Source organism: Pantoea sp. USMM079 (assembly GCF_037153115.1).
Lineage (GTDB): Bacteria > Pseudomonadota > Gammaproteobacteria > Enterobacterales > Enterobacteriaceae > Pantoea > Pantoea communis.
Map to the genome: position 1 here is coordinate 72,286 of NZ_JBBCKX010000019.1, position 26,673 is coordinate 98,958.

A 26,673-nucleotide genomic window follows, 5' to 3' on the forward strand; every position below is an offset into this window, starting at 1 on the left:
TTTACGCCTTGTGGTAAAACTCATTCCCACTCAATCGCCTGTAAAAATCGTTCAAGAATGGCATTCTGGCTGCGCCCTTTGCGTGTCACCACGGCGATCTTACTGGTGAAGTGGAAACGTTCCGGTGCGATGGCGTGCATCATCTTTTTCTCCACCCACTGTGCGGCATAGTGGTCAGGCAAGAAACCGATAAAGCGGCCGGTGAGAATCAAAAAGGCAATGCCTTCGCGGTCGGTTGCCGTGGCATTGCAATTGAGTTTTTGGTGCATGGCAATCGCTTCTGCCGTCATGCGAAAAGCGGGTGCGATGGCATCACATCCCTTCAGTTGCGCTTCATCTGGCTCGAGGGAAAACAACGCATGGGTGTTGCTACAGTAAAGCTGCGACCGCTCATCATATAACGGCATGTAATCCAGGCCGGAAATCGGCGAAGTGACTGGCAGCGCACCGACGTGCAAGCGACCATCCATCAGCCCTCTTTCAATCTCTGCGGCCGTCATCATACTGATATTGAGCCGAATGTCGGGGCCGATCTCATGCAGTTTCTCCAGCGCATGGGTGATTTTCATGCGTGGTTGCGTGACCAGATTATTGATAATCCCGATATTCAAATCGCCGCGCAGCTGCTTGTGCATCTGATTAACCTGCAGGCGAAACTGCTCGATAGCCGCCATCATACTTTCGCTGTGTCGCAGGATCTCACGCCCTTCTTCGGTCAAGGCAAAACCCGCCCGTCCGCGTTGACACAATCGCATGCCAAGTCGCTTTTCAAGATCGCCCATGTGCAGGCTAATGGCCGATCGCGTCATGCCCAACAAACTTTCTGCTGCAGAGAAGCTGCCGCTCTCATTCACAGTTTTAAACAGGCGCAATAATTTGAGATCAAAGTCGGTGACCTGCGCGAGCGATTTGCTTTTCATATAGGTGAGTAAATCAATAACTGAAGATTAATTAATAGGGATTTAACTTAACTAACCGTTAAATGCAAACTCTTCATACACCTGTCTGGAGAAACATCATGTCTGATGCTGTCAACACTACCGATCTCAATCTGCAAGCGCACTGGATGCCGTTTACTGCCAACCGGAATTTCCAGCGCGATCCCCGTATCATTGTCGGCGCTCAAGGCCGCTGGCTGAATGATGATAAAGGACGGCAGATTTTTGATAGCCTTTCCGGTTTATGGACGTGTGGCGCGGGCCACTGCCGCAGTGAAATCCAGCAGGTGGTGGCGAAACAACTGGGTACGCTCGATTATTCGCCCGGCTTCCAGTACGGCCATCCGCTGTCATTTCAGCTGGCAGACAAGATTGCCCAGCATATGCCGGGTGATCTAAACCATGTGTTCTTCACCGGCTCGGGCTCGGAATCAGCAGACACGGCGGTGAAGATGGCGCGCGCTTACTGGCGCATCAAAGGCCAGCCGGCGAAAACCAAATTTATCGGACGCGCGCGAGGTTACCACGGCGTAAATATCGCCGGAACCAGCCTGGGCGGCATTGGCGGCAATCGTAAGATGTTCGGTCAGTTTATGGACGTTGACCATATTCCACACACGCTGCAAACCGATCTGCCCTTCACTGCTGGCCAGGCCGAAACCGGCGGTGTGGCGTTGGCTAATGAGATGCTGAAACTGATTGAGCTGCATGATGCTTCTAACATCGCCGCCCTGATTGTTGAGCCTCTTTCCGGCTCTGCGGGGGCGATTATCCCACCGGTAGGCTATCTGCAACGCTTGCGTGAAATCTGCACCCAGCACGATATTTTACTGATCTTCGATGAGGTCATTACCGGTTTTGGCCGCATGGGCCGCTGGAGCGGCGCTGAGTATTTTGGCGTCATGCCCGATATCCTCAATTTCGCCAAGCAGATCACCAATGGCGCGGTGCCGCTGGGTGGCGTGGTCGCCAGCAGCGAAATCTACAACACCTTTATGGCGCAAAAACTGCCAGAACACGCGGTTGAATTTGCTCACGGCTACACCTACTCTGCCCATCCGGTGGCCTGTGCGGCGGGCCTGGCGACGCTGGAGTTACTGGAACATGATGCGCTGATTGCGCAATCCGCCGAGCTGGCACCGCATTTTGCCCATGCACTGCATGCGCTGCGTGAATGCCCGAACGTCATTGATATCCGCAACTGCGGTCTGGTGGGTGCCATCCAGCTTGCGCCTCGCGACGGCGATGCCACCATTCGACCGTTTGATGCGGGCATGGCACTATGGAAAGCTGGTTTTTATGTGCGCTTCGGTGCCGATACGCTGCAGTTTGGACCGATGTTCAATACACAGCCTGCCGAGTTGGATCGCTTGTTTGACGCTGTAGGTGAGACGTTGCATCACGTAGCGTGAGGAAAATGAGTTGATTGGTCATACTTAACAACATCTTCTTCATACTCTCTGCCGATTCTTCTGATTCAATACCTTTTTGCATTCAGTCTGGATCGGCCATGCTCCGTCGCCACTTTCTTACCGGTTTACTGCTCTCCCCCTTTGCTGCGCGCAGCGGCTTTAGCCTGGCCGCTTCCGCGGCAAAACCCGCACAGGTATTGCCCTTGTGGCCAAAACAACCGCCTGGTGGCGGTGGACCTTTAGGGGCGATGACGTTTAGTGCCAAAGGTGCGCAGCGGAATATTGCCATGCCGACGCTCACCGTCTTCAAGCCTGTTCAGCCCAAGGGACGCGCTGTACTGATTGCGGCTGGCGGCGGCTATAAGCGTATCGAAATGGGCAAAGAAGCCTGGCCCGCTGCCGCGTGGCTGGCGGCTCAAGGCTACACAGCGTATGTGCTGAGTTATCGCCTGCCGCAGGAAGGCTGGAAAGATGGCGCGTTAGTGTCACTTCAGGATGCACAGCGCGCACTGCGTATCGTGCGCCACCGTGAGAACAATGTCAGCGTATTGGGCTTTTCGGCTGGCGGGCACCTGCTGGGAATGGCGGCGAACCGCGCGGATTTTCACGCTTATCAGGCCAGTGATGCAATGGACAATCTCCCCGCAACGGCCGATCGTGCCGCGCTGATCTATCCCATCATTACGCTTGAGCCACCTTATGAGCACACCTCCACGCATAAAGTGTTGGTCGGGAAAGACGCATCACTCAGCGCGGATACCGCCTGGTCGGTTCAATCCTACGTTAATCCGCAATCACCGCCGTTTTTCCTGGTACAGGCCGAAGACGATCCTGTTTCCGATCCGCACAATACTTTGATCATGGCTGCCGCGTGTAAGGAACAGCATGTGCCGGTTGAGATGCATCGCTATCCCAGCGGGGGGCATGGTTTTGGATTGGGTAAGCCCGGCACACAAACGACTGAGTGGCCGGGACATTATCTGCAATGGTTAAACGCTTAACGCGGCGGAAGGTTGAGTCAGGCCCGCCAGCAACGTCTCCGAACTGGCCACCGCACCAAAAATACCGCCCTGCATGTGAATCATGCTTAGTGCCGCTTCGTGGTGTTTTAGCTCGGTCGCGGCGCAGCAATCGGACAGCACCAGACATTCGAAGCCGCGATCGTTGGCTTCGCGCAGCGTGGTATGCACACAGACATCGGTGGTAATACCCGAGATGATAAGATTACGCATCCCCCGACTGCGCAGGATCAGTTCAAGATCGGTGGCATAAAAAGAGCCTTTGCCTGGCTTATCAATGATGGTTTCACCCGCCAGTGGCGCCAGCTCCGGGATAATTTCCCAGCCCGGCTCACCGCGCACCAAAATGCGGCCACAGGGACCGGGCGCACCGATTTCCGCCTGCATCCGCTTTGAACGCCAGCGTTTATTGGCGGGTAAATCACTCAAGTCAGGGCGATGGCCTTCGCGCGTATGGATAATCGGGAAGCCTAACTCCCGCATGCGTGCCAGCACGCGCTGCAAAGGCGCTATCGGAGCGCGGGTCAGTGCGATGTCATACCCCATGCTATCGACGTAGCCGCCCTTGCCACAAAAATCGGTCTGCATATCGATAATGATCAGTGCGGTATCCGCAGGCGTACACCGCCCATCAAAGGGCCAGGGATAAGGTGTTGAATCAATGGTGAATTCAGGCATTTTTCTGCTCCATCAGGCTCGCTGCGTTTTCACGTTTCAGTTTGACAATCAAAGTGTAACTGGCAGCAGCCGTCACCAGGCCAATCACCGCTTCACCAAACTGCGGGAATTCAATGTGGGCAATCACCGCACACAAGCTGCCAATCGCCCAGGCGGCAAAAGCGCTACCGCGCAGACGACGGGTTTTGCGCTGCTCGCTGATTTTTGCCATGAAGATCAGGTCAACGATCATGACCGCACCAAACGGCGGTACCACGATGCCGAGCAAACTCAGCCACTCGAGGAAGTAAGACCAGACGCCCGCCAGCGCCAGTGCCCCGCCGATGGCGCCGAGGATCAATGTCCAGACTCGCATCTTGCTGCTGAACAGATGGCTAAAGCCAACGGCACCGTTGTACAAACAATGGGTACAAACCGAGCCGAGGTTAATGAAAACAAACAGGAAAGCGATGATGGAGAGTAACGTGCCATGATTCATCAGCATTGGCAGGAAATTACCGCCATTATTGACCGGATCAACCGCCGCGCCCACCGCTACAATCACCACACCGTACAGATATGAGATGACGTTCGCCATAGGAAAGGCGGAAAACGCGGCGATAACTGCTGATTTACCGTCTTTCGACCAGCGGGTGAAATCCGCCGTCATGGTGCCCGAATCGGCGAATCCGGCCACCACCATGGTCACTGCCGTTCCCATGCTCATAGCGCCGACGGCACTGGCACTGCCCTTGAACTGGGTGATGGTACTGAAATCATGGTCCTGTCCAATCAGCCACAACGCGACCAAACCGAGCACCACAAACAGCGGTGCGGCAATCATGCCCAGAATCGACAACGCACGAACGCCGAGGAAGGTAACGCCGGTGTATAGCACCATAGCGATGGCGGTTACCGCAAGTGCGTTCCAGCCAAAGGTTTGGTTGATTACCGTGCCGGTTAATCCGGTTTGAAACGCATACCAGCCAATCACGACGGTCGAGAGAAAACCGGAAACGAGGATATAGCCTTTAGTGCCAAAGGTACGCTTTGCCTGCAGGGCGAAGTTCATCCCGGTATTACCAGCAAACCAGCTCAGTGCGCCAACGTAAGCGAACAACACCAGATTGCCCAGTAGGATGGCAATCAGCGCGGGCCAAAAACCCAGATGCCAGGTAATGATGCCGCCAAACAGTGCGTTAGTGAGGATCATCGGGAAACCGAACCAGACGGCAGATACGGATCTTGTTGAGTGACGGTGACTCAAAGGAACCGGCTCGTGTTCAAATTCGTGCTCCAGCGCAGGGGATGATTTGTTACTCATGGGCAACTCCGATTGAGGCAGGATAAAGGTGATTCCACGGTTGGATGCGCTCGAAAGCGGCACTTGCCGCCAGCACCAGGCCATCGTCCAGGTGACGACCCACGATTTGCAGACCAATCGGCAAGCCACTGGCGGTGAAGCCCGCAGGGATTGAGGCCGCCGGTTGGCCAGTGAAATTGAAGGGATAACAGAACGACAACCAATGGTCGCTGCGCACCATGTGCCCATCGATGATTTCCGGTCCCTGCATGTTGAGCGGGAACGGCGGCACTGCCAGCGTTGGCGTCAACAGCAAGTCGTAACGCTGCATAAATCGCCACAGCTGATTGCAGATCTTCTTGCGTGCGGTATTGGCGTCGGTAAAGTGTTCAGCGCGCCATTCGCGTTGCAGCATGGCGCTCAGATGAGGTGACATGCGTGAGCCCAGTTCGCTTTGCATCTGACGCATGCCTGTGAGATCGCTTTCAAAGGCCACCAGCGCGGCAAAGGTGGCGCCTTCATCGGCAATCTCTGGATCAACCTCTTCTAATTCCGCCCCCAGTTCACTGGCGAAATGTCGAGCGGCCTTAGTGACAACGTCACGCACCTCTTTTTCGACGGCGACATAGCCAAAATCGGCACTAAACGCAATGCGCAGCCCGTTTAAGGGTTTTTCCAGAGAGGAAATCCAGTTCACGTCGCTGCAGGGAATGGAGTGACGATCGCGCATATCCGGGCCTGCCATCACTGACATCATCAGTGCGCTGTCTCGCACCGTGCGTGTCATGGGGCCAATATGCTCCAGTGATTCCCAGCTAGAGACGCCGGGAAAGCGTTCATCGCGGCAGCCGGGCCATAACGGCACCCGCCCCATCGAGGCCTTGAATCCATAAACGCCGCAGTGCGCCGCTGGAATACGTACCGATCCGCCGCCGTCACTGCCCAATGCCATCGGGCAAAGGCGAGCGGCGAGCGCCGCGCCGGATCCGGCACTGGAACCGCCGGGCGTTTTGCTCAAATCCCAGGGATTGCGCGGTGAAGTAAACAGCGGATTGTGCCCAACGCCGCTATAACCAAACTCGGGCGCAGTGGTTTTCCCCAGCAGCACAGCATCAGCAGCCAGCAGGCGCTCGACGGTGATGTCGTCATCTTCAGGAATGAAATCGGCATAGGCTGCCGAACCGGAGGTGGTTTTCACACCCGCCGTACAAATGAGATCCTTTACCGCCAATGGCACACCCGCAAAAGCCCCCAGCGCTTCACCGCGTGCACGCTTCGCATCCACCACTGATGCCTGCTGTAACGCCAATTCGGGTGATGCCGTACAAAAAGCCCGAATCAGTGGTTCGCGTTTTTCCATACGATCCAACGCGGCTTGCGTCAATTCGCGGGCAGACACCTCGCCATTGCGGATCAGCGCTGCCAATGTAGTAGCATCCTCATCCAGTAAAGCCTCAAACATGATTCATCTCCCGATTTGGTCACTTAACGGGATTAATGCAGTTTGCGTGCCAGAAGGTGCCAACAATCAGCGGCGAGGAGATAACGCCTGATGGGATACGGACTTGGATACAAGATCGAATACTTATGTTTCGTTTTAATGCATTCGGTTTAACAGGAAGCACAAAAATAGCGCAGCGATGCGCCATTTTGGTCATCACCGATGCAGGCTGCTTTCAGCGTTGCTAAATGTCACTGGATGGATAAAACATCATCGGAAAATACAGCGCCACGTCATGCAGTTATAACCTGCGTATTATTCGATTTTTAATTCAGTAAACATTTCATAAACGACATGTCGAATAGGATAATACTTATCACGGCTAAAATGAGAAATGTGTCAGGGTGTGCGAGGTTAAGTCAGGTCTCATTTCCCATTATTTTATCTGAGGGCGAACGGGTGAATTATTTCGATGTATCCATTCTGGCCGTAATACAGGGGCTGGCAGAGTTACTGCCGGTTTCCAGCTCTGCACACGTAATTATGACGGAGAAACTCCTGGGGCTGGACCCTGCGGCCCCCGATATGACACTGTTGCTGGTGATGCTGCATACCGGCACGATGTTCGCGGTGATTGTTTACTTCTGGAATAACTGGCGGGAGACCTATTTCAGTTCGGGCCGTGCATTTAAGAAGAATGTATTTTTAATTATTCTCGCCACCGCAGTGACCGGCGTAGTGGGTTTGACGCTGATGAAGCTGATTAAATATTTCTTCGCCGCGAACACCGACACGTTTGAAATAGAGTCGTTGTTTAGTAACAGTAAATTAATCGCCAGTGGTCTCGCTGCCGCAGGCTTATTAATTATCCTCTCTTCACGCCTGAAAGAAAAAGATCGCGGCGAACTTTCGCCCTTGAGCGCTGCAGGTATTGGTTTCGTTCAGGGTTTATGCCTCCCATTCCGCGGTTTTTCTCGTTCTGGCGCCACGATTTCTACCGGTCTTTCATTGGGTGTGGCCCGTAAACGTGCGGAAGAATTTAGTTTTGCGTTAGCCGTGGTGCTGACACCGGCGGTGATCGTTAAAGAGGGCCTGCGTGTTTTCAGTTCAGGTTCTGCTGGTACGGTCGCAGTGAGCAGCGGCGTGCTTCTGCCCAGCCTGGTGGGCATGATACTGAGTTTTGTCGCCGGACTTCTGGCGCTGCGCTGGCTTTCCCGCTGGCTGGAGCATGATCGCTGGCATCTGTTCGGTGGCTATTGCTTGTGCGCTGCGGCACTGATTGGTTGGTTGGGCTGAGATATCATGGCTGTCTAAATGCTACCCGAAAACGGAAACAGCAGGTTTTCCTGCTGTTTCCTGGATATTAGCGCTGGGGATAAAATTAACTTTGTGCACTCATTAAGCGCACAGCAAAACCAAAGAACAACATGCCCGTGAGCATATTCCCCAGTTTTACCAGACGAGTGCGATTTTTCAGAAAGCGAACCATCACGTTGCCCGCCATCAGCAAAATCAGGTAATAGCTCAGGCTGATCAGTTGAATCATCGAGCCCAGCACTGCAAAGGCAGGCGCAGTGTGAGTGACTGCTGGATCAATAAACTGGATGAAAAAGGAGACGTAGAACAGAATGGCTTTCGGGTTGGTCACGCCCAGCAGCAGTGCGCGCAGGAAATAATTTTCTATTTTAACGGCTTCAGCGGGCTGGTTACCTTCGCGCTTGCGCAATGCACCCAGAATGATTTTTACGCCTAAGTAGAGCAGGAACATCGCGCCCAGATACTTCACCACCATAAAAATGTGCGGACTGGTGCGAATCAGCGTCGCAACACCGGCCCAGGCAAGGAAGATCAGAATCAGATCACCCATCATCACCCCTGCTATCGCCTTAGACGCCGCTTTAGCACCGCGGCTCATCCCAGTACGCAGCACGTATAAACTGTTTGGGCCGGGCAGCAGAATAATCACCAGCGCACCCGCCAGAAACGTCCAGACATTAATAATTCCTACATCGTGCAACATAACAACCACTACTCCACCGCCATGCAGGTTGATTCGCCCGATGGCTTTTGTTTTGATTTGACAGGTGAAAATTGACAGCGGATCGCGCTGCAATTGGGCCGATATAGTAGCAGATGACGCTGTGCCATGTCGTCCGACGACTGCGTATCACTGAAAGAGTCATAGGCGCCTGCCAATTAGCGCTATATAATCCGTTGCATTACGCTGCAGGGATAACTCATGAACACAACGCTTAACCGCCTGATTCTGGCGGGCTTACTCACCTTCACCTCTTTGAACACCTTCGCCAGCCGTGTGGTGACCGACCAAATTGGTCGTCAGGTGACGATCCCCGATCAGGTCGATCGCGTGGTGGTGCTACAGCACCAAACGCTGAACCTGCTGGTGCAACTCAACGCGACCGATAAGATCGTCGGCATCCTCGCGAACTGGAAGCAACAGTTGGGTGATGGCTACGCGCAGCTGGTGCCTGAACTGGCACAGAAAGCCATGCTGGGCGATCTGACCCATGTGGATTTAGAAAAATTGGTGGCGCTGCATCCGCAGGTGGTTTTTGTCACTAACTACGCGCCAAAAGAGATGATTGACCAGATTTCGGCGCTGGGCATTCCGGTATTGGCTATTTCCTTACGCCATGACGATGCAGGGGAACAAGGCAAGATTAACCCCAGCATGCAGAATGAGAATCAAGCTTACGATCTCGGCATCAAAGAAGGGATTACCTTGATTGGTGAGGTGGTGAATAAGCAGCAACAGGCCAAAGAACTGATTGCCGCGGCGTTTGCCGGACGTAAACTGGTGAGCGATCGTCTGCATGGTTTAACTGAGCAACAGCGTGTTCGTGCTTACATGGCCAATCCGGACCTCACCACTTATGGTTCTGGCAAATACACCGGTTTGATGATGTTGCACGCGGGCGCCTACAACGTTGCGGCATCGACCGTTCAGGGTTTCAAGCAAGTCAGCATGGAGCAAGTTGTGGCGTGGAATCCTCAGGTGATTTTTGTCCAGGATCGCTATCCTCAAGTGGTGGATGAGATCCAACAAGATCCACGCTGGCGCACGATTGACGCGGTGAAGAATCATCGGGTCTGGCTGATGCCGGAATATGCCAAAGCCTGGGGATATCCAATGCCAGAAGCTATCGGCTTAGGTGAGCTCTGGATGGCGAAGAAACTCTATCCGGAAAAATTCCGCGATATTGATATGCAACAGCAGGCTGATCGCTGGTATCAGCATTTTTATCGGACCGCCTATCATGACAACGCTGCACATTCTGGCAGCCGGTAGTCTGCGCGGTGTCTGGCCGGATCTGATGACAGCCTTTCATCATCAGTCTGGCCTGACGACCGACACCCACTTTGGCCCTGCAGGCTTACTTCGGCAGAGGATTGAACAAGGTGCACGCTGCGATCTGTTTGCCTCCGCCAATCTTAAGCACCCGGCCACGCTGTTACAGCGCGGTCTGGCAATGCACACCGGCAAATTTGCCGCTAACAGCTTATGTTTGACCGCAAGACGTGACGTTGTCACCGAAAACGACACCTGGCTTTCACTTTTACAACGTGACGACCTGCGGCTGGCAACATCGACGCCGTCAAGCGACCCTTCCGGCGATTACACCTGGCAGCTGTTTGACAATATCGGACAGGTTTATCCAGGCTGCGGTGAAAGGTTGAAACAGCGCGCGCGTCAGCTGGTGGGTGGCATCGATAGCCTGGCTGTCCCCACGGGCGAACTGGCAGCACAATGGTTAATCGACCAACAGCACGCAGATCTCTTCATTGGTTACGCCAGCTATGCTCCACGCCTAATTCATCATTCACATTTGCAGGTATTTCTCATCCCTGAACCGTTCAACATCCAGGCGGAATATGGATGGGCGACTTTCACCCACTCTGCTAATCCCCTTGCCGCCTTTCTCAGTACAACAGCGGCCAGAGCCATTCTGCAACAGAATGGTTTTGCCTGAATGCTGTTCAAAAACGGTCAACGTAACAAACTGCGCACGACCATCCGTGCGCCGAGCAGTTCGACTCTTAGACGATGAATGATTTTGCGATATCGGCTGGTTCGCTGCTGAGATTCCAGCACACGGCGCAGCAAAATGCAGTAATCCATCACCAGTCCTGGCGTCCACGTCATGCCTTCTGCGCGGCTGCGTACCAGACTCAACAACCAAAAATCGGGATCGAGGATGACCCAAAGCCCTTTCAAACCGTGTTCACCCAACAAACCTTCAGTAGCAACGTCCAGCGCCTGCATCACGCTGGTCGAACAGTTGCGGGACGTGAGGTTATAGCGGGTATCGGTTGCATTCGCGCGCCAGTAATTGCGCAGGGCTGCCTGATTGTAATGCGTGAGAACCAGACGTTTATCGGGGCGGCACCATCTTTTGATTTCACTTTCCAGCGATGGCAGTAAACAACCCTCAACGTCGAACTCATCTTTCGCGCGCAGCGTTTGCAGGAAACCGCGCAAGCTGCGTGAAACGTCATCAACCGGGTAGAGGCTGATATAGAGTTCATCACCCATCTCTAACGAGGTATGGCCGGTTGATACTTCACCGCGATGGTCAATCGCTGCGACCCAACGGTCAAACCATGGACGACGTCCGGCGACATCGCCCGAACCCAACGGCGTCCAGATGTAGACATTGAGCGGCACACTGGTATGCCCAGCCTGCAGCGGCGGATGTTCATAATTCAATCCATGCGGCGCACGCAGCCCTTTGCGGGTAAAGAGAGGCAGTGCGGTGACACTGGTGTTCTCTGGCAGCGCATGAATTTGCGCTCCCATAAACAAGAGATTGATGCCCCATCCCGCCAGCAAAAGTGCAAAACACAGCGGCACGATCACATGCGGAGCCAGCGGCCAATGGATGGCAATCAGGAGGCTGAACAGGATTTCCGCGCATCCGAGGCTGAATTTTCGCGTCCATCGCCGACAACGCATCAGGCTGCATGAAATGACACGGAACCCGCCATCCAGTAGAAAAATCAAGGCAAAACCCAGTGAGAAGCAGAGGCTGCTGTCATGCGTTGCAATGAATACCAACAGGCCAAACAGCATCAGCCCTGCAGATTTCATCAAAGGTGGCCAGGCAATGCCGGCAGGCGAATAGATTGCACTCATCGCTTCCGCCAGCCCTTCGACCGCAAGGAATACCCCTAACACATGCAAGGGGAACGATAAACTTCCATGTTGCAACAGATCCATCAGGATCCCGGCACTCGCACCAGCACACAGCAGGCCCAGCCCGGTCAGATAAGGCCAACCCGCTCTTAGCGCCGGTCCACCCATCAACAGAAATAATAGTCGCAGCAAAGGTACTCTCCAGCGGATAACACAGCTCAGCACGGTCTATAGACGCGGGCAACTAACAGGAGTTCTGTTACGCCTCGGCAATTCTGACTTCGTTTACTGATGGTTGTGACTGTGAGGGCACTCTACGTGGCGAAGATTAAAATTGGCTTAATGATAAAGTAAATATTGGCTTATTTTTTGAACAACACAATGCTGAATTTGTGGCGATTTCAGGCTGAAACCGCCACTGACTCGCGCTGCTTATCCATCTTAACTGTCTGATTTAATTCAATGTAGTTATCGCGCCGCAGAGGATTATGCGGCTGGCGTAGGTTTCACACTGCTGCGTGTCGTTGAATCAGCAGTTTTATAAAACTGTTGAGGCAGGGATTGCGGTTATCGCTGCTCCAGGCAACGGCAAGATTAACTTGCGGCGCATCCGCCAGTGGTTTGAAGACGATGCCATCCATTTTGAGTTGTTGAACAGATGAAGGCACCAATGCCACATAGCTAGCGTCATTGACCAGGCTAAGCATGGTGTGTTGCAGACGAACCTGCAGACTGACCATCGGTTCAAAACCATGAGCCCGGCAATAATCCATAATTACCGCGGTTAATCGGCTCCCGGCGCTGGCGGAGGTCATCACAAAAGGATCGTCGCGCAGATCTTCGATCTGCAATTTCCGACTTCTCGCTTTAGGATGTGTGCGCGACATGGCCACACATAAAGGCTCGGTTAACACGGTCAATGTCTGCATGCCCACGCGTGCAGTTCCTTCCACCAGTACCGCTAAATCGACTTCACCTGCCAGCACTTTATCCGGCAGGTCTTCAGTGACTGCCTCTTCCAACTCCAGAGCAATATTGGGGAAGTGATGGCGAATCAATCGCACATACTCCGGGATTACGCTGTGTGCAGAGTACATAGTGAAACCTACTCGCAATAAACCCGATTTGCCCGCGGCGGTGTCACGCGCCAGTTGTTGCGCCTGCTGGAGTGATTCGAGGATCTTACGTGCATCCTGGTAGAAGCTCTCACCGGCGGGCGTCAGCATTAGCTGGCGCGTATTGCGTTCCACCAGCTGTGTACCCACCGCTTTTTCCAGTGCAGCGATGTGACGACTTAAGGACGGCTGTGACAGATGCAGACGCTCCGCGGCACGGTGGAAATTTTTCACTTCTGCCAGCGCGATAAAGTACCGCAGAGGCTTCATATCAAGCATGATTCATTTTCCGTATCAATCCCGGCCAAATTTGCTATTGGATCTGCATCACTAAAGGCACTAGAGTCCTTCAGCTTACTGGGAGGACACAATGATAGCGACGTTTCTGATTCTTTTGCCGGTTTTCGGCTTAATTGTGGCGGGATATGCTTGCCGCATGCTAGGTGTATTAGGGCCAACCTCGGCGACGGAACTGAATAAATTTGTGGTATGGCTGGCGCTGCCCGCGCTGCTGTTTGACATCATGGCACACACGCCGTGGCACACCATTTATCAACCGGGATTCTTCTGGGCGTTTGCCCTCTCCTGCGCCGCCTCATTTGTTATCGTGTTTGCCTGTCAAAAATTCAAAGGCAAATCCACTGCCGATGCCAGCGTCGATGGCGTTGCCGCCGCCTATCCCAACACCGGTTATCTGGGTTTTCCGCTGTTGTTACTGATTTTTGGTAAAAGCAGCCTGATCCCCACCACCACGGCGACTATTGTGGTGGCGTGTATCCTGTTCGCGATTGCCATCGCGATGATCGAGATTGGTTTGCAGAGTGAACGTGAATTTCATCGACTGGCGATTAAAGTACTGCGCGCCATTTTAAAAAATCCACTGATTATCTCTCCGCTGCTAGGCGCAGCATGCTCCAGCGCAGGTTTGACCATGCCAGATAGCGTTGAAACCTTCCTAAAACTGCTCGGCGGTGCGGCCAGCCCTTGCGCGCTGGTGTGTTTAGGGGTGTTTCTAGCCAGCCGACAAAAAGCCAAAGCCAGCGAATTGCCCACCGCGGCGAAAATGAGTTTCACCACGGTGGGCCTGGTCGTGGTGGCCAAGCTGGTGATGCAGCCGCTGCTGACCTGGATTTTAGCCGTCTGGCTGTTTCACCTGCCGCAGGATCTCACCAACATGGCGATTCTGCTGGCGGCACTGCCCACCGGCACCGGGCCCTTTATGCTGGCTGAGTATTATCGGCGTGATGCGCAAATCACTTCTGGCGCGATCCTCATCTCCACGGTGCTGTCGATCGTTACACTGGTGGCGATCATGCACTTTATGCAAGTCACGCCCATCGCCTAGCGCGTCATTTCGCCGCTGGGCGTTGATCTCCAGCGGCGTAAATGGTGCACGCCGCTTCTTCCTTCTCACGATACTGCTCGCAATTTGCCAGAGCTTCATGGTTTGCATCCTGCTGGGTGCGAGCCCAGTACGCGCGGCCCCACACACCTTCGCCGTTGGTGGCGAACGCTTTCTCATAGCCGCGATCTGACAGGTAGTGTTTGAACGCCTGTTGACCTGATGACGTTAATCCTGCCGGTGCAGCAAGCTCGGCCTCAGCAAGGGACACGACTCCATGGCTCGGCAAATGTTGCTGGCTAAGAAACGACGAGACGCTGCGCCACCAGAATCCTTCCGGTGCTGAAATCAGTAAATCATGCCCATCGTTACCGTAAGCCGGCAGAGTGATCAGCTTACCCTTAGCCTCTGCGTGATGGTAAGCCTTGAACATCTCCTCGCCAAGCTGGGGTGAAAACGACTGATCATTGGCAGTGTAAAGCCAGAGTGTTGGGATTCGTGCGGTTTGACCATAAGATTTCAGCGTCGCCAGCAGTGAGGTTTTATCACAAACCTGGCCCTCACCCATGGCTCCGCGTCCACCTGAAAAGCTTATGATAGCCTGTACACCCTGTGGATTCAGGGCACTGGCGGCGAGCACGCTGAATCCGCCAGATGATTGGCCGACCAGCACAGCTTGATGTTTTGCCGCCCAGGGCTGTACCCGTATCGCCGTCAGTGCAGCAAGGATATCGTCTCGTGCCATTTTCCCTGCTAGAGCATGTTGCGGCTGGGCGCAGCTGTTGCCTTGATAATCGTTGTGGCCGGTGGATTGACCATAGCCCTGTCGCATCACCACCACAGCGGCATAACCATGTCGGGCAAAGGTGATGGCGGCAGCTGAGAAATGGTTCGGCGTGAGATGCTGGCGATCGCTCTGCTCGCTGCCATCGGTGCCGTGGGTGATAAGCGCGATGGGAAATACACCGGGTATGTCGGGTCGTGTAACAAACGCATCCAGCACCGCGTGTTGCCCGTTCGGTAAGGTTACGGTTAATGCGAGCGGCTCACGTATCAATCCCGCGAGTTGCGTAGCGCCGGCTGTCTGTTCGGCGAGACTCAGGCAACTGCTCCCCAATAGACCGATGATGAGAAAACTGCGGATAAAATACCGGCGCATCAGTTAATACTCCCTTATTAACATTAGATGATGTTTACCGGGAGATACTATCACCTAATCTGGAGTTAAAAACTGTACAACGCCCTGCTTGAGATCAAACCCCATATTTTATGATGCCAGCTGTTGCTGCACCGCATCGAGAAACAGTCGCAGTGCGGCGGGTTGGCGTTCGCGCGACATATACAATCCATAAATGCCGAGGGTTTTTGGCGTAAAGTCCGGCAGTACACATTGCAACTGACCGTTTGCTATCCCGGCTTGCGCTTCCATTTCTGGCACCATGGCCAGCCCACATCCGGCGATGGCGGCATCGCACAATACCGATGAGATGCCGGCACTGAAATTTCCGCTCACGGCTGTGCTCAGTGCATCGCCATTGGCATCGTTGAACTGCCAACTCTGCCCGGCAAAGCGGCTATAGTGCAGGCAATTATGCTGGCTCAAATCCTGCGGCGTTTCAGGATTGCCATGCTTGCGCAAATAATCGGGTGATGCGCACACCACCGAAGCACATTCGCCAAGACGGCGGGCAATTGCGCCCGGTTCAGGATTTTCCGTGATCCTCACCGCCACATCGATGCGTTCTCCCACTAAACTCACCGGCTGGTTGTTGATTTCTAACTCAATGCGCAGCAGTGGATAGCGTGCCAGAAATGCCGGGATCATCGGCCCCAGAATATGGGTCGCGGTGGAGTGCGCACAGGCGACGCGTAATGTGCCCTGCGGTTCTCCCGGTTCGCCCTGTCCGGTTATCTCATCGGCCAGCCGTGCCAGCATGCGGGTTTTCTCCAGCACTTTTTCCCCGGCCGGGGTAATGGTCAAGCGACGTGATGAACGGTGCAGCAAACGAGCTCCTGCCCATTTCTCCATTTCATCCAGATAACGGCTGACCATTGGCCGGGAGATATCCAGCGCCCGCGCTGCGGCACTCAGGCTGCCTAGTTCGCAAATGCGATTAAATACTGAAGCGGCTGTGACTCTGTCCATCTGCTCTCCATCTGATCGTTTTATGAAACTGATCATCTCTATTTGCGGGAATTCTAGCAGACAGCAAAATCCTTACAATGATGTGCTTACCAGCCATGTTGGCACTGAAAGGAAAATGAGATGAAGATGAAGTCACTGACGTTGGTGCTCGCACTGGCAGCCGGCCCAGCGTTTGCTGCCCCATTGCAATTGGCAGTTTACAATCCACAGGAACAAGGTGTGTTTCCGGTGTCGTCAACGCTGATTACCGGGCCACATGAAGCGCTGCTGGTCGATGCACAGTTCAGCCCGAAAGACGGCGGGAAACTGGTAGAGATGATCAAAGCCAGCGGCAAAAAACTCACTCAAATCCTGATTACCTCAGGCGATCCTGATTTCTATTTTGGCCTGGAGCCCATCGTCAAAGCCTTCCCTCAGGTGAAAATTGTCGCAGCACCGACGGTGGTTGAGCATATCGAAGCTACCAAAGCCGCCAAGTTAGCGTACTGGGGCCCGAAAATGCCGGGTGGTGCGCCTACCCAACTTTATGTACCGCAGATCACCCATCAGACTTCGTTTAGCGTGGATGGTGAACGTATTGAACTGCGCCATGCGGGGGATAAATCCGCTTATCTGTGGATCCCAGCCAATAAGGCCGTGCTGGGTGGCACCGCCGTGGCAGCGGGCATCCACGTCTGGACCGCAGATACGCAAACGCCAGCCAGCCGTGAGCAGTGGCGCAGCGTGCTTAAAGAGATTCAGCAACTTAAACCGAAAGTAGTGATTCCAGGACACTACATTGGCGCTCGTCCGGCGGGCGATGGCGCGGTGACCTTTACCCTTAATTATCTGCAAACCTTTGAAAAAGCACTTCAGCAGCACAAAGGGTCTGCAGAAGTGATTGAAGCGATGAAAAAAGCCTATCCGAATTTGCCGGATGAGAGTTCACTGGAGCTGAGTGCGAAAGTGAATACTGGCGAGATGAAGTGGTAATCGATGAGGTTAAAAGCCGCCATTAGTGATGGCGGCGATATCCTTCTTAAACTTCCATGCCCGCGCGGTATTGGCCCCACTTCAACACCGAGTTCACGCCAATCGAAAGGAAAGGCTCAGCTGGCGTGCGGTTTGGACCCGGTGATTGGGTGAGGAAATCGATCAGTTCGTTTTTCTCACCGGCGATCATATCGGCAATCAATTTGCCGGTTGCCGTGCCGCGCGTTATGCCCAATCCGTTACAGCACAGCGCACCATAAACATTCGGTGCCAGTTTGCCAAAGAAGCCTTCGTGGTTTTCTGACAGGCAGATCGCTCCGCTCCAGGTGTATTCAAAATCCACCTGCGGCAGCATTGGGAAACGGCGTTCAAACGATTTGCGATGGTTTTCCAGATACTGCTTAAGGTATTTCTCGCGCGGTCGTCCATCCGGGTGGAAACTAAAACTGTTGCGCACCAGAATACGATTATCCACTGTGCGACGAATGGTGCTGCCAAACGGATGCGCCGGAATCACCCCCCACACCGCTTTGCCACCCAATCGTGCCTGCTCTTCTTCAGTCAACTGACGTGACAGGCTGCCGTAAAGAAAAGTCGGTAACAGACGGCGCTGCAGGAAACCAAAGTGCGACGCAAAACCGTTATTAGCCAGGATCAACGTATCAGCGGTGATGCTCCCTTTGTCATGCACCAACGTCACTTTGTCACCGTAATCAATCGACGTGATGGGCGTGTACTCGTACAGCGTGACATTAGCAGGCAGATTATCCGCCAGACCTTTTACCAATGCTGAAGGCTGCAACAAGATGGTGCCGGGAATAAACAGCGCCTGCTTGTAATAAGAAGTGCCAATGTGATCCGGCAGATCTTTACCCGAGATCATTTCGGATTCGCGCCCGATCTTTGCCAATCCGCTACGATAGGCTTCGAGAATCGCCGTGCCCTGCTCACCGACTGATGCCTGATATTTACCGGATTCGGTCATCTGACATTCGATGCCGTGTTCCTGCACAATCTGACGCAGATAGTTTTGCCCTAATGTATTCAGCTTGAGGACTTTATTCGCAATGGTGACGTCGCCAATATAATCTTTCGCGCCGATATCATGGGGTACGTCAATGGCAAAACCGGCGTTACGTCCTGCCGATCCATATCCCACTTCCTGCGCCTCGATCAGCACCACTTCATCATTGGGGAAATTCAGCGCTAATTGTCGCGCAGCTGCCAGACCCGTTAAGCCCGCCCCCACAATCGCGAAGCGTGTTTTTTTCTGACCAATATGCGCCGGGCGTGGCGTACGAGCGGCACTGGTATGAAACCAACCCGGCATCGAATCATCGGCAGGCAGTGAGGTGATCTTTTGCAATTCCGTTACTCCAATACACGTTTTCATTGTTTGTACTGGCGGATTGCCCGTACAACGTAGGGTTTTTTAGCGGTGTAAAGCGTAAGTATTTAATGCATTTCACGGGTATTTATCATGTATACCTGATGTATAAAGTTTTACTGAATCTCATGAAATGTTGTCAATATGATCACGATACGATTGTGTTATGGATCGCAAAAAAACGGGGGTTCAGGCGCGGGGATTGGCAAGAAAGTGATAGAAGAATCCGGTGTGCTCAACTTACGCCACAGCACCGGACCTGAATTAAATTTCGGTGGCCTGAAAGGGGAATACGCATTGCTACGTCACAACGCTGACGCGTGGGAATGGGGCGACTAGCGCTGGTGGGATCCTTCAAGCGATTGCAGTAAGCCCGACAGGTGGCTATCCAGTGCCATCAGCACTTCAGGAGAGAGCCCAGAGAGAATCTTTCTTTCGTTACCCACGTGTTTTTCTACCGCACGGTCGATTAACGCCAGCCCGTCCGGACTTAATTGCACCAGCATGCTTCGCGCGTCCTCTGCATTTACCTGTCGGGTAATCAGCCCTCTGGATTCAAGGCGCTTTAGGCGATGCGTCATGGTGCCCGAGGTGACCATTAGCGTCGAAAACAACTCGGTGGGACTCAGACTATAAGGTGCTCCGGCACGGCGCAGCGTTGCCAGCATATCAAACTCCCACATGCTCAATTCAAACTCGGCAAAGGCTTCTTCAAGTCGCTGTTCAATCAGCGCCGTGCAACGCTTGATGCGTCCAATCGGCCCCATCGGGCTGCAGTCTAAATCTGGCCGCTCGCGCTGCCACTGCTGAAGGATGAGATCGACGGCATCAGATCGGGTTTCAGATGGATCATTCATTTATCTTGACTTCAAGGTAATTGGTGGACACACTGATTTTATCTTGAATTGAAGATAAAGGCAAAATGATGCAATCCTCTTTCTCTCTTTCGTACTGGCGTGACGTGATATTGACTGCCCTGGCCCCGGCTATCTGGGGATCGACCTACATCGTCACAACACAATTTCTGCCACCCGACCGTCCTTTTACGGCGGCGCTGATTCGGGTACTTCCGGCAGGGGTATTGTTGTTGCTGTTCACTCTTCGCCTGCCCGCCAGCCGCGATATTGGACGGCTCATTATTCTTAGTGCGCTGAATATCGGTGTTTTCCAGGCGCTGTTGTTTGTCGCTGCCTATCGACTACCTGGCGGGCTTGCTGCCGTATTAGGCGCGATACAACCGCTGCTGGTGATGTTACTGGCATGGGGAGTTGAACATCGGGCGCCAGCAAGAATCACTTTATGGGCAGCGCTGGCCGGGGTTGTCGGGATGGCCTTGCTATTACTCTCTCCGCAAACAGTGTTCGAACCGGTCGGCATTGTGGCAGCGTTGTTGGGCGCGACCTGTATGGCCACAGGCGTATGGCTGACACGCCGCTGGAAAATGGATTTGCCGGTGATGGCCCTCACCGGCTGGCAGCTGATACTGGGTGGAATAATGTTGCTACCCGCAGCGTGGCTGATTGACGCCCCACTGCCCACACTGACGCTGCCGCAGTGGGCCGCTTATGCCTATCTCTCCCTGGCCGGTGCATTTGTGGCATACGGGTTGTGGTTCAGGGGAATTGGCCGCCTGCCCAGCGTTGCGGTGGCATCGCTTGGATTACTCAGCCCGATCACCGCCGTGCTGCTCGGCTGGATAGTGCTATCTCAGGTGATGAGCGGTACGGCTTTTGTCGGACTGGTCATCGTTTTAATCAGCGTGTTGCTTGTGCAGCGCACATCCCTTCGTGGCAATTAAGGTTTCACTCGACATTTTCCAGACGTCGAATCCACCATCCTCTCTCCTTTAATGAACCAGCCGGTTTTGTTAATATTTATCGCCGACAGAGGAGAGAGTGATGCGCACGCTAACCGAACAAAAGAGAACTGACATTATCAACGCCGCTTCAGCCGTGTTCCTGGAACAAGGATATGAGCGATCCTCAATGGATGGCGTAGCAAAGCAGGCCGGTTGCTCGAAGGCGACACTCTATAATTACTTCGCTTCTAAAGAGAGCCTGTTTGAAGCCGTTGTCAGATGTTTTAGTACAAATTTTCTGATGCGTGCGGCTGATGAACTTAACCACCCGGAGACTCAATCCCTGTTGTTAAGTGAGAAGTTACAGCGTTTTGGTGAAGGTATGCTGGGCGCGCTGACATCAGACTGGAAGGCTCTGCAGTTGTACAGAATGGTGGTTGGTGAAGCGGGCCATTCCGATATCGGCGCGCTTTTTCATGAGTCCGGGGTACGTGAGAGTATGAACGCCCTGACGGCGGTAATGGAGCATCACATCGCCAGCGGGGAATTGATCGGCGGCAGCCCGGCATTACGCGCCAAACAATTTTCAGCTTTAGTAAAAGCTGAAGTCGATGAACTATTCCTTCAGCGAACGTTGCCGAATTATACCAAAAGTGAGGTGACGACTATGGTGCAAAACGCCGTTTCGTTGTTCCTCAGAGGTGCCGCTCACAACATCTGAATTCTGGCTGACAGAATGAAAATTAGCGCCACCACCACAATGGTGTCGATAATCAGCAGCATCACTAGGGGTTTGAGGCGCGCCCCCCAAACCCTGACCGCATAAAAACGGCTTTGTTTTATGCCTGATTGCCATAGATAAATTAACTCCACGAGATTGCGGATGGCGCGGATGAGCAAAAATACAATTGCCGCAAATCCGGCCATCATTCCACCAGGTCTCCGGTAAACCTTTCACTCGACACTAACGAACGTCTTTCATTCACCTCTCTGCCCCCGCATCACGATGTCACACCTTAAACCTCTTCTTGACAGATTTATGCTAACTGATATTAACTAAACCGTACAGTTCATTTATAACTTCTATCGGAGAGCCTCAACATGAGTCGTTTGTTCAGCCCGTTGTATCGCAGCCTTGTATTAGCGGCCGCTTTTGCCGCTGTCGGTTGTTCCTCTACCAGCCCGGTGAAATATGCTGGTATCGCGTCAGCATCACGCATGTCGCCGAATACGTCTGACGATAGCGATCGCATTCCCTTTCGTTATGCCGCTCCCGTAGACTGGAGCAAATATCGCAGCATCAGCATTGAACCGGTCGACATTTACAGCGGCAATGATGCGCAATTCAATGACTTGTCTGTGGATGATCGTCGTCAACTCGCTGAATATATGCGTAAGAAGTTTGAAGACGTGCTAGCGGAGAAATTCATCACCAATCCCCCTGCCGGGGCGGCTCCTGCGCTCAAATTGAAACTGACGCTGACCGGCGCCGATACCACGCCGCAAGTGATCGGCACATTCACAAAGTTTGATTTAGCCGGAGGCCCTTACAATATCGTTCAGTCGGTACGTGGAGGACGTGGCTTGATGAGTGGCTACGTGAATTTCGCCGTGGAGGTGAAAGATGCGGCATCAAACGAACTCTTACTGGCGTACGTTGCGGAACAATATCCAAATGCGATGAACGTGGGTGCGACTTTTGGTTCACTTAGCGCAGCAGAGACAGGAATTGATAAAGGGGCTGAGCAACTTTTAGAGAAGTTACGCCAGTAAATCAAACGGTAAAGGCTGCCAGCCTCTGTTCGGCATGCTGGCAGCATCAATGATCAGTGCGGATTATTTCTTCTTATTTAACATCGATTTTAAATCAGCAAAGGGATTATAGGTTGCTGCTTCTACATCGTTCTGCGCATCTTCCCCGGCCACCACTCGGGTGCCGTACATGTCAGCTTCGGTGTACTTAGAGTGCTCATGGTCGTGACAAAAGAGACACAACAACTCCCAGTTACTGCCATCTTCCGGGTTGTTAGTATGATCGTGATCGATATGATGCACGGTGAGTTCACGCAGGTTGGAGTAAACAAATTCACGTGAGCAGCGTCCACAAACCCATGGATAGATTTTTAATGCTTTCTCACGGTAGCCGCTTTCCAGCCGTGCATAGTTTTTCGGGATCAGAGCCATTGCCAATGTTACCTGTTTCGCAGAGATATTCGGGTGTTAGTGCTGCCAATATAGCGCAAAACCTTCGCCAGGCGTGTGCTGATTTCGCCGTGCTGTTTCAGAGCTGCTGCAGTGAATGCTGATTAACCTCGAACAGTGCGATTAGATGGTCAGCGACTGCTCTGACACGTCTGGGAATGCGTCAAAACATCTGCGCTGAACTTCGCGGATTCAATAACAAATGTACCTCCTCGTCGCATGGTATTACTTGCCTAATAACGCAAGTCACATATTCATGAAAAAAACCTCTGACACCTTGGTACCTTTTCGTTCCTGCTGATAAATTGCTGTTACCTCTTTTGATAAGGAATATCGAATGCCTGAGTACTGTTTTTATAAAAAAAGAAACCAGATCGCGGCGCTGCAAAAGTCAGATAATGTGAGGGCAACTCTGTTAACCCGTCAGGGATTCGAAAAACAGTTTGAAGAAGTCAGCGCGGCCGATGAAAAGGCAGCACTTTCACGTTTTAATGACATCCGTAAAGAAAAACACATAGATCAGCATAATTTTCGAGCGGGGGCTATCACGATGCCGTTCATTGGAATATTAACCGCTATCGCTAATCTTTTTTTCCGAAAAAAATAACCGGCGCTAATCTGGCTTAAACTTTCCATACATTTTAAGAACGCTCAATTAAGGAATTCCGTGTTAGCCAATATCCTTGTTGCTCTCGTCGCCGTGATTCACATCTACATTCTGGTACTGGAGATGTTTCTGTGGGAGACGAAAACCGGCCGGAAAGCCTTCAAACTCAGCGTCGACTTTGCGCGCGAAACCCGAGTGCTGGCGGCCAATCAGGGCCTTTATAACGGTTTTCTGGCGGCGGGTTTACTCTGGGGGTTATGGCTGGGAGAAAACGGTGTGTCTGTCACTCTGTTTTTCCTCATCTGTGTGTTGATTGCCGGAATCTTCGGCGCGATGACCGCCAGTCGAAAAATTCTCTATGTGCAGGCCCTTCCCGCTCTGATTGCCTTGCTGGCATTACTCCTGCGCTGATACGACGATTTATCAGGATCTCGAACCTCGCCGTGATCAGCCTTCGTATTACAGGTATAATCCGGCCAGGTTTTAACGGATTTTAGAGACGAAGATGACAAAACTCACCTTACAAGAGCAGATGCTCAAAGCTGGATTAGTTTCCACCAAGAAAATGGCCAAAGTGCAGCGCACTGCCAAGAAGTCTCGTGTGCAGGCACGTGAAGCTCGCGAAGCGGTGGAAGAGAATAAAAAAGCGCAAATTGAGCGTGATAAGCAGCTAAGTGAGCAGCAGAAGCAAGCCACTTTGTCCAAAGAGTACAAAGCACAGGTTAAGCAACTGATCGAAATGAACGCGATCACCGTTGCCAAAGGGACGATTGATTTCAACTTCACCGATAGCAACTTAATTAAAAAGATCAGTGTGGATAAGACCACGCAAACACAGTTGATCAATGGCCGTCTGGCGATTGCGCGCCTGGCTGCGGATAGCAGTGGCGAAAGCAAATACGCGATTATTCCCGCCAGCGTGGCTGATAAAATTGCCCAGCGTGACGCAGATAGCATTGTGTTGAACAGTGCATTGAGTCAGGAAGAGCAGGATGAAGACGATCCGTACGCGGACTTCAAAGTGCCGGATGATTTGATGTGGTAATACATGCCGCCCGTGTCAAAACGGGCTGGCATGACGCGCAGTGATGTTCTCCCCGCTAATGGGATGGACAAAATGCAATTCACTGGCGTGCAGCATCAGCCGGGGTGTCTTTTCCGTGCCCGGCTGCAGTAACCCGCCATACAGATCACAGCCAAGAATCGGATGGCCCAATTGCTGACAGTGAATACGTAATTGATGGGTGCGCCCCGTCTCTGGCAATAGCTGCACCCGCGTAACCGACAATATCACGCTATTATCCCCTTCATGAGTTAAGCGTTCTATTACCTGATAGCGCGAACGCGCAGGCTTCCCCGTCTCGGCACAAATCGACATCAACGGAAACAGCGCCGGGTCTTTTGCTATCGCGGCGTCAATAATTCCTTCATCGTGGCTGAGATGTCCGCACAATAGCGCCGTGTAAATTTTAGTCACGCTGCGTTGGCTAAACTGCTGGCACAACAAGGCGTTGATCGCTTTGCTGCGCGCCACCACCATTAATCCGGATGTCCCGAAATCGAGGCGATGCACTAAGGTGCAGCCGGGGAATAACTTCACCAACCGGTGATGCACGGAATCCAGATTTTGCGGATTTTTACCTGAAAGGCTGAGCAGCCCCGTGGGTTTATCGATCAATACCAGATGCTCATCCTGATAGAGAATCGAGATCTCTTCAGAACACGGCGGAGCTATAAAAGTATCGATAATGGTGGACATCGGACTGCCAGGCTGGGAAGTGGGTGCGGATGATAACCAATTTTCAGCGGGCTGACGAATTTTGCCCTCTTCTCACAGGCTCGCGCTCGCACAGCAGAAATTTATCGTCCAGACTTACAGCAAAGGCGTAGTCTGCGCAGGCAATGTGCTTTACACTGCGCGCTGCAAAAAACTGATTAGATTAACGATTAAGTAGGCGGTAATGGCGATGAACGGAACGATCACAACCTGGTTTGAAGACAAAGGTTTTGGATTTATCAAAGATGAAAACGGAGACAACCGTTATTTCCATGTGATTAAGGTCGCCAACCCTGATCTGATTAAAAAAGACGCGGCAGTGACGTTCGAACCGACCACCAATAACAAAGGTTTATCGGCCTTTTCGGTGAAAGTAATACCGGAAAGCAAATACATCTTTATCGCCGGTGAGCGTCTGAAGCTCACATCGATTAAATCCTTCGTGGTTTACAGTGAAGAAGAGCCGGTTGATACCCGCATTGATAAAGAAAACACCGTTCTGTCGGTGGGCCTTCTGATGAACAACATCAAACCCAAGACAGACGTTAAGCCTGATGAAATGCGCTCAGTGAAAAAACTGGCGGTGACCACTTTCCAGGGGACGACGCTGATCTTTACTGAAGATGAGATCGACATTGATGCCGCAGTGAAAATGCTCAAAGTTTAAAGGGGAGCTGATAATGAATAACAATATTCCACTGAAGTATTATGACATTGCTGAAGAATACGCGTCGGAATCTGAACACGATGTGAGCGAAGCAGAACTCGATGCACTGGCGCACTACTTCCAGCTGTTACTGACTCGTCTTAGCAATAACGAAGAGATTAGCGAAGAGTCGCAGCAAGAGATGGCCCGTGAAGCGGGTATTCAAGCGGTGCGAATCGATGAGATTGCCAATTTTTTGAATGAATGGGGCAACGAGTAAGCCCTGTTGTTTAAAAATACTCTGCGCATTTCAAGGCGGCCATAAGGCCTAATGCCAGTCAGTTAAGCCTGACTGGCATTTTTTCTTCTGGCTGTCGGATATTTATAGGGTCTCTCTTTCACCACCCTTGGGAACGAGCGCTCCCGTCGTCCCGGTAGTCTGACCATCTCTGCTATCGAACTTACGTCCTTTACCAGTTCCGGGATACGCCCAGGCGAAGCGCCTTCAAGTGTCCAGAGCAGTTTCATCACCCACGCTGTCGATTCCCTGAAGCTGAGCTGGTTAGGCCAGTATCCCTTCAGCGTTGAGGCCATTCTTATCATCTGATATCTCACCAGATTGTAGGCCAGCAGCACGCCCCACAGCTCCTGCCTTATCATCTCCGGCTTCCTGCTGCGAAGCGTGAGCCTGCTGTCCTGGAGACCCTGCTTTATTTCACGATATCCCAGCTCTATCTCCCAGCGATGACTGTAGAG

30 protein-coding genes are annotated in these 26,673 nt (G+C 52.7%); 15 read left to right on the forward strand and 15 right to left on the reverse strand.

Features of this window, described 5'->3' with window-relative positions; translation table 11 throughout:
- Window positions 1-20: 20 nt before the first annotated feature.
- Window positions 21-920, reverse strand: coding sequence for a LysR family transcriptional regulator (locus WFP70_RS19905; protein WP_211728968.1), 900 nt, complete (start codon window positions 918-920; stop codon window positions 21-23).
- A 98-nt stretch (window positions 921-1,018) separates the two neighbouring features.
- On the opposite strand from WFP70_RS19905, the gene WFP70_RS19910 reads away from it, so the two are divergent.
- On the forward strand, window positions 1,019-2,350 hold the full coding sequence (locus WFP70_RS19910) for an aspartate aminotransferase family protein (protein ID WP_337024238.1): 1,332 nt from the start codon (window positions 1,019-1,021) through the stop codon (window positions 2,348-2,350).
- A 98-nt stretch (window positions 2,351-2,448) separates the two neighbouring features.
- Entirely contained in the window at window positions 2,449-3,351 is a 903-nt protein-coding gene (locus tag WFP70_RS19915) for an alpha/beta hydrolase (RefSeq protein ID WP_337024239.1), read from the forward strand.
- On the opposite strand, the gene biuH is transcribed toward WFP70_RS19915, so the two are convergent.
- The 3 genes from biuH to WFP70_RS19930 are packed head-to-tail and all read right to left on the reverse strand — an operon-like array spanning window position 3,340 to window position 6,791.
- The gene (gene biuH / locus WFP70_RS19920) at window positions 3,340-4,047 is read right to left on the reverse strand and encodes a biuret amidohydrolase (RefSeq protein ID WP_337024240.1); all 708 of its coding nucleotides are present in this window, start codon (window positions 4,045-4,047) and stop codon (window positions 3,340-3,342) included. The two genes, WFP70_RS19915 and biuH, sit on opposite strands and share 12 nt — an antisense overlap.
- Window positions 4,040-5,350 carry a purine-cytosine permease family protein gene (locus tag WFP70_RS19925; RefSeq protein ID WP_337024241.1) on the reverse strand — a complete coding sequence of 437 codons (1,311 nt, stop codon included), beginning with the start codon at window positions 5,348-5,350 and terminating at the stop codon, window positions 4,040-4,042. Before WFP70_RS19925 ends, biuH begins: the two co-directional genes overlap by 8 nt.
- A complete protein-coding gene (locus tag WFP70_RS19930) occupies window positions 5,343-6,791 on the reverse strand; it encodes an amidase (RefSeq protein ID WP_337024242.1) in 1,449 nt (482 codons plus the stop codon). The genes WFP70_RS19925 and WFP70_RS19930 overlap by 8 nt, the downstream gene beginning before the upstream one ends.
- Window positions 6,792-7,229: 438 nt before the next feature.
- On the opposite strand from WFP70_RS19930, the gene WFP70_RS19935 reads away from it, so the two are divergent.
- Window positions 7,230-8,066, forward strand: a complete 837-nt coding sequence (locus WFP70_RS19935; RefSeq protein ID WP_337024243.1) for an undecaprenyl-diphosphate phosphatase — start codon at window positions 7,230-7,232, stop codon at window positions 8,064-8,066.
- Between the two features lie 85 nt (window positions 8,067-8,151).
- On the opposite strand, the gene leuE is transcribed toward WFP70_RS19935, so the two are convergent.
- Entirely contained in the window at window positions 8,152-8,790 is a 639-nt protein-coding gene (leuE, locus tag WFP70_RS19940; protein ID WP_058961387.1) for a leucine efflux protein LeuE, read from the reverse strand.
- A 219-nt stretch (window positions 8,791-9,009) separates the two neighbouring features.
- Between leuE and WFP70_RS19945 the strand changes: the two genes are divergently transcribed.
- The gene (locus WFP70_RS19945; protein ID WP_337024244.1) at window positions 9,010-10,080 is read left to right on the forward strand and encodes an ABC transporter substrate-binding protein; all 1,071 of its coding nucleotides are present in this window, start codon (window positions 9,010-9,012) and stop codon (window positions 10,078-10,080) included.
- A complete protein-coding gene (gene modA / locus WFP70_RS19950) occupies window positions 10,049-10,762 on the forward strand; it encodes a molybdate ABC transporter substrate-binding protein (protein ID WP_337024245.1) in 714 nt (237 codons plus the stop codon). Before WFP70_RS19945 ends, modA begins: the two co-directional genes overlap by 32 nt.
- Before the next feature lie 17 nt (window positions 10,763-10,779).
- Here modA and WFP70_RS19955 read toward each other — a convergent pair whose 3' ends face one another.
- Both WFP70_RS19955 and WFP70_RS19960 read right to left on the reverse strand, forming a co-directional pair.
- Window positions 10,780-12,117, reverse strand: a complete 1,338-nt coding sequence (locus tag WFP70_RS19955) for a hypothetical protein (protein ID WP_337024246.1) — start codon at window positions 12,115-12,117, stop codon at window positions 10,780-10,782.
- A gap of 314 nt (window positions 12,118-12,431) precedes the next feature.
- On the reverse strand, window positions 12,432-13,319 hold the full coding sequence (locus WFP70_RS19960; RefSeq protein WP_160834212.1) for a LysR substrate-binding domain-containing protein: 888 nt from the start codon (window positions 13,317-13,319) through the stop codon (window positions 12,432-12,434).
- Between the two features lie 91 nt (window positions 13,320-13,410).
- On the opposite strand from WFP70_RS19960, the gene WFP70_RS19965 reads away from it, so the two are divergent.
- Window positions 13,411-14,385, forward strand: coding sequence for an AEC family transporter (locus WFP70_RS19965; protein WP_182057546.1), 975 nt, complete (start codon window positions 13,411-13,413; stop codon window positions 14,383-14,385).
- 4 nt (window positions 14,386-14,389) lie between these two features.
- Here the strand turns inward: WFP70_RS19965 and WFP70_RS19970 are convergent, their stop codons facing one another.
- Both WFP70_RS19970 and WFP70_RS19975 read right to left on the reverse strand, forming a co-directional pair.
- Window positions 14,390-15,541, reverse strand: a complete 1,152-nt coding sequence (locus WFP70_RS19970; protein WP_337024247.1) for a dienelactone hydrolase family protein — start codon at window positions 15,539-15,541, stop codon at window positions 14,390-14,392.
- 108 nt (window positions 15,542-15,649) lie between these two features.
- Window positions 15,650-16,528, reverse strand: coding sequence for a LysR family transcriptional regulator (locus tag WFP70_RS19975; RefSeq protein ID WP_337024248.1), 879 nt, complete (start codon window positions 16,526-16,528; stop codon window positions 15,650-15,652).
- A 120-nt stretch (window positions 16,529-16,648) separates the two neighbouring features.
- Here WFP70_RS19975 and WFP70_RS19980 point away from each other — a divergent pair, with 120 nt between their 5' ends.
- Window positions 16,649-17,500 carry a Vmh family MBL fold metallo-hydrolase gene (locus WFP70_RS19980; protein ID WP_337024249.1) on the forward strand — a complete coding sequence of 284 codons (852 nt, stop codon included), beginning with the start codon at window positions 16,649-16,651 and terminating at the stop codon, window positions 17,498-17,500.
- Window positions 17,501-17,546: 46 nt separating this feature from the next.
- Here WFP70_RS19980 and WFP70_RS19985 read toward each other — a convergent pair whose 3' ends face one another.
- Window positions 17,547-18,866 carry an NAD(P)/FAD-dependent oxidoreductase gene (locus WFP70_RS19985; protein ID WP_097119104.1) on the reverse strand — a complete coding sequence of 440 codons (1,320 nt, stop codon included), beginning with the start codon at window positions 18,864-18,866 and terminating at the stop codon, window positions 17,547-17,549.
- Window positions 18,867-19,222: 356 nt separating this feature from the next.
- Window positions 19,223-19,744 (reverse strand): MarR family winged helix-turn-helix transcriptional regulator, encoded by a 522-nt coding sequence (locus WFP70_RS19990; RefSeq protein WP_337024250.1) that lies wholly within the window; start codon window positions 19,742-19,744, stop codon window positions 19,223-19,225.
- 68 nt (window positions 19,745-19,812) lie between these two features.
- Here WFP70_RS19990 and WFP70_RS19995 point away from each other — a divergent pair, with 68 nt between their 5' ends.
- Window positions 19,813-20,685: an EamA family transporter gene (locus WFP70_RS19995; RefSeq protein WP_337024255.1), complete on the forward strand. Its 873-nt coding sequence runs from the start codon at window positions 19,813-19,815 to the stop codon at window positions 20,683-20,685.
- 100 nt (window positions 20,686-20,785) lie between these two features.
- Window positions 20,786-21,406, forward strand: a complete 621-nt coding sequence (locus WFP70_RS20000) for a TetR/AcrR family transcriptional regulator (RefSeq protein WP_337024251.1) — start codon at window positions 20,786-20,788, stop codon at window positions 21,404-21,406.
- Here WFP70_RS20000 and WFP70_RS20005 read toward each other — a convergent pair.
- Window positions 21,394-21,615: a hypothetical protein gene (locus WFP70_RS20005; protein WP_034824109.1), complete on the reverse strand. Its 222-nt coding sequence runs from the start codon at window positions 21,613-21,615 to the stop codon at window positions 21,394-21,396. The two genes, WFP70_RS20000 and WFP70_RS20005, sit on opposite strands and share 13 nt — an antisense overlap.
- A gap of 171 nt (window positions 21,616-21,786) precedes the next feature.
- Here WFP70_RS20005 and WFP70_RS20010 point away from each other — a divergent pair, with 171 nt between their 5' ends.
- Entirely contained in the window at window positions 21,787-22,458 is a 672-nt protein-coding gene (locus WFP70_RS20010) for a DUF3313 domain-containing protein (protein WP_337024252.1), read from the forward strand.
- A 63-nt stretch (window positions 22,459-22,521) separates the two neighbouring features.
- Here the strand turns inward: WFP70_RS20010 and yajD are convergent, their stop codons facing one another.
- Window positions 22,522-22,869, reverse strand: coding sequence for an HNH nuclease YajD (gene yajD / locus WFP70_RS20015; protein WP_034824111.1), 348 nt, complete (start codon window positions 22,867-22,869; stop codon window positions 22,522-22,524).
- 355 nt (window positions 22,870-23,224) lie between these two features.
- Here yajD and WFP70_RS20020 point away from each other — a divergent pair, with 355 nt between their 5' ends.
- The 3 genes from WFP70_RS20020 to WFP70_RS20030 all read left to right on the forward strand — a co-directional run bounded on the left by WFP70_RS20020 (window position 23,225) and on the right by WFP70_RS20030 (window position 24,539).
- Entirely contained in the window at window positions 23,225-23,494 is a 270-nt protein-coding gene (locus WFP70_RS20020; protein ID WP_337024253.1) for a hypothetical protein, read from the forward strand.
- Window positions 23,495-23,554: 60 nt separating this feature from the next.
- Complete coding sequence (locus WFP70_RS20025) at window positions 23,555-23,905, forward strand: DUF1304 family protein (RefSeq protein ID WP_166934566.1); 351 nt, start codon at window positions 23,555-23,557, stop codon at window positions 23,903-23,905.
- A gap of 94 nt (window positions 23,906-23,999) precedes the next feature.
- Window positions 24,000-24,539, forward strand: a complete 540-nt coding sequence (locus tag WFP70_RS20030; protein ID WP_166934565.1) for a DUF2058 domain-containing protein — start codon at window positions 24,000-24,002, stop codon at window positions 24,537-24,539.
- A 15-nt stretch (window positions 24,540-24,554) separates the two neighbouring features.
- Here the strand turns inward: WFP70_RS20030 and WFP70_RS20035 are convergent, their stop codons facing one another.
- A complete protein-coding gene (locus WFP70_RS20035; RefSeq protein WP_337024254.1) occupies window positions 24,555-25,253 on the reverse strand; it encodes an RluA family pseudouridine synthase in 699 nt (232 codons plus the stop codon).
- Window positions 25,254-25,455: 202 nt separating this feature from the next.
- On the opposite strand from WFP70_RS20035, the gene WFP70_RS20040 reads away from it, so the two are divergent.
- Both WFP70_RS20040 and WFP70_RS20045 read left to right on the forward strand, forming a co-directional pair.
- A complete protein-coding gene (locus WFP70_RS20040) occupies window positions 25,456-25,938 on the forward strand; it encodes a cold-shock protein (protein WP_166934561.1) in 483 nt (160 codons plus the stop codon).
- 13 nt (window positions 25,939-25,951) lie between these two features.
- Window positions 25,952-26,197, forward strand: a complete 246-nt coding sequence (locus WFP70_RS20045) for a DUF2543 family protein (protein WP_058960931.1) — start codon at window positions 25,952-25,954, stop codon at window positions 26,195-26,197.
- A 62-nt stretch (window positions 26,198-26,259) separates the two neighbouring features.
- Here WFP70_RS20045 and WFP70_RS20050 read toward each other — a convergent pair.
- Window positions 26,260-26,673: transposase (locus WFP70_RS20050; RefSeq protein WP_141399016.1), on the reverse strand; the 414-nt coding region annotated here is incomplete at its 5' end.

Bases quoted from the DNA above. Each gene is read 5' to 3' on its own strand.
- WFP70_RS19995 (WP_337024255.1), top strand. From the start codon at position 19,813: ATGCAATCCTCTTTCTCTCTTTCGTACTGGCGTGACGTGATATTGACT.
- WFP70_RS19925 (WP_337024241.1), bottom strand. From the start codon at position 5,350: ATGAGTAACAAATCATCCCCTGCGCTGGAGCACGAATTTGAACACGAG.
- WFP70_RS20035 (WP_337024254.1), bottom strand. From the start codon at position 25,253: ATGTCCACCATTATCGATACTTTTATAGCTCCGCCGTGTTCTGAAGAG.
- WFP70_RS19970 (WP_337024247.1), bottom strand. From the start codon at position 15,541: ATGCGCCGGTATTTTATCCGCAGTTTTCTCATCATCGGTCTATTGGGG.
- WFP70_RS20010 (WP_337024252.1), top strand. From the start codon at position 21,787: ATGAGTCGTTTGTTCAGCCCGTTGTATCGCAGCCTTGTATTAGCGGCC.
- WFP70_RS19960 (WP_160834212.1), bottom strand. From the start codon at position 13,319: ATGCTTGATATGAAGCCTCTGCGGTACTTTATCGCGCTGGCAGAAGTG.
- WFP70_RS19975 (WP_337024248.1), bottom strand. From the start codon at position 16,528: ATGGACAGAGTCACAGCCGCTTCAGTATTTAATCGCATTTGCGAACTA.
- WFP70_RS20000 (WP_337024251.1), top strand. From the start codon at position 20,786: ATGCGCACGCTAACCGAACAAAAGAGAACTGACATTATCAACGCCGCT.
- WFP70_RS19930 (WP_337024242.1), bottom strand. From the start codon at position 6,791: ATGTTTGAGGCTTTACTGGATGAGGATGCTACTACATTGGCAGCGCTG.
- yajD (WP_034824111.1), bottom strand. From the start codon at position 22,869: ATGGCTCTGATCCCGAAAAACTATGCACGGCTGGAAAGCGGCTACCGT.
- WFP70_RS20005 (WP_034824109.1), bottom strand. From the start codon at position 21,615: ATGATGGCCGGATTTGCGGCAATTGTATTTTTGCTCATCCGCGCCATC.
- WFP70_RS20030 (WP_166934565.1), top strand. From the start codon at position 24,000: ATGACAAAACTCACCTTACAAGAGCAGATGCTCAAAGCTGGATTAGTT.
- biuH (WP_337024240.1), bottom strand. From the start codon at position 4,047: ATGCCTGAATTCACCATTGATTCAACACCTTATCCCTGGCCCTTTGAT.
- WFP70_RS20045 (WP_058960931.1), top strand. From the start codon at position 25,952: ATGAATAACAATATTCCACTGAAGTATTATGACATTGCTGAAGAATAC.
- WFP70_RS20040 (WP_166934561.1), top strand. From the start codon at position 25,456: ATGGCGATGAACGGAACGATCACAACCTGGTTTGAAGACAAAGGTTTT.
- WFP70_RS20020 (WP_337024253.1), top strand. From the start codon at position 23,225: ATGCCTGAGTACTGTTTTTATAAAAAAAGAAACCAGATCGCGGCGCTG.
- WFP70_RS19905 (WP_211728968.1), bottom strand. From the start codon at position 920: ATGAAAAGCAAATCGCTCGCGCAGGTCACCGACTTTGATCTCAAATTA.
- WFP70_RS19990 (WP_337024250.1), bottom strand. From the start codon at position 19,744: ATGAATGATCCATCTGAAACCCGATCTGATGCCGTCGATCTCATCCTT.
- leuE (WP_058961387.1), bottom strand. From the start codon at position 8,790: ATGTTGCACGATGTAGGAATTATTAATGTCTGGACGTTTCTGGCGGGT.
- WFP70_RS19910 (WP_337024238.1), top strand. From the start codon at position 1,019: ATGTCTGATGCTGTCAACACTACCGATCTCAATCTGCAAGCGCACTGG.
- WFP70_RS19980 (WP_337024249.1), top strand. From the start codon at position 16,649: ATGAAGATGAAGTCACTGACGTTGGTGCTCGCACTGGCAGCCGGCCCA.
- WFP70_RS19915 (WP_337024239.1), top strand. From the start codon at position 2,449: ATGCTCCGTCGCCACTTTCTTACCGGTTTACTGCTCTCCCCCTTTGCT.
- WFP70_RS19965 (WP_182057546.1), top strand. From the start codon at position 13,411: ATGATAGCGACGTTTCTGATTCTTTTGCCGGTTTTCGGCTTAATTGTG.
- modA (WP_337024245.1), top strand. From the start codon at position 10,049: ATGACAACGCTGCACATTCTGGCAGCCGGTAGTCTGCGCGGTGTCTGG.
- WFP70_RS19945 (WP_337024244.1), top strand. From the start codon at position 9,010: ATGAACACAACGCTTAACCGCCTGATTCTGGCGGGCTTACTCACCTTC.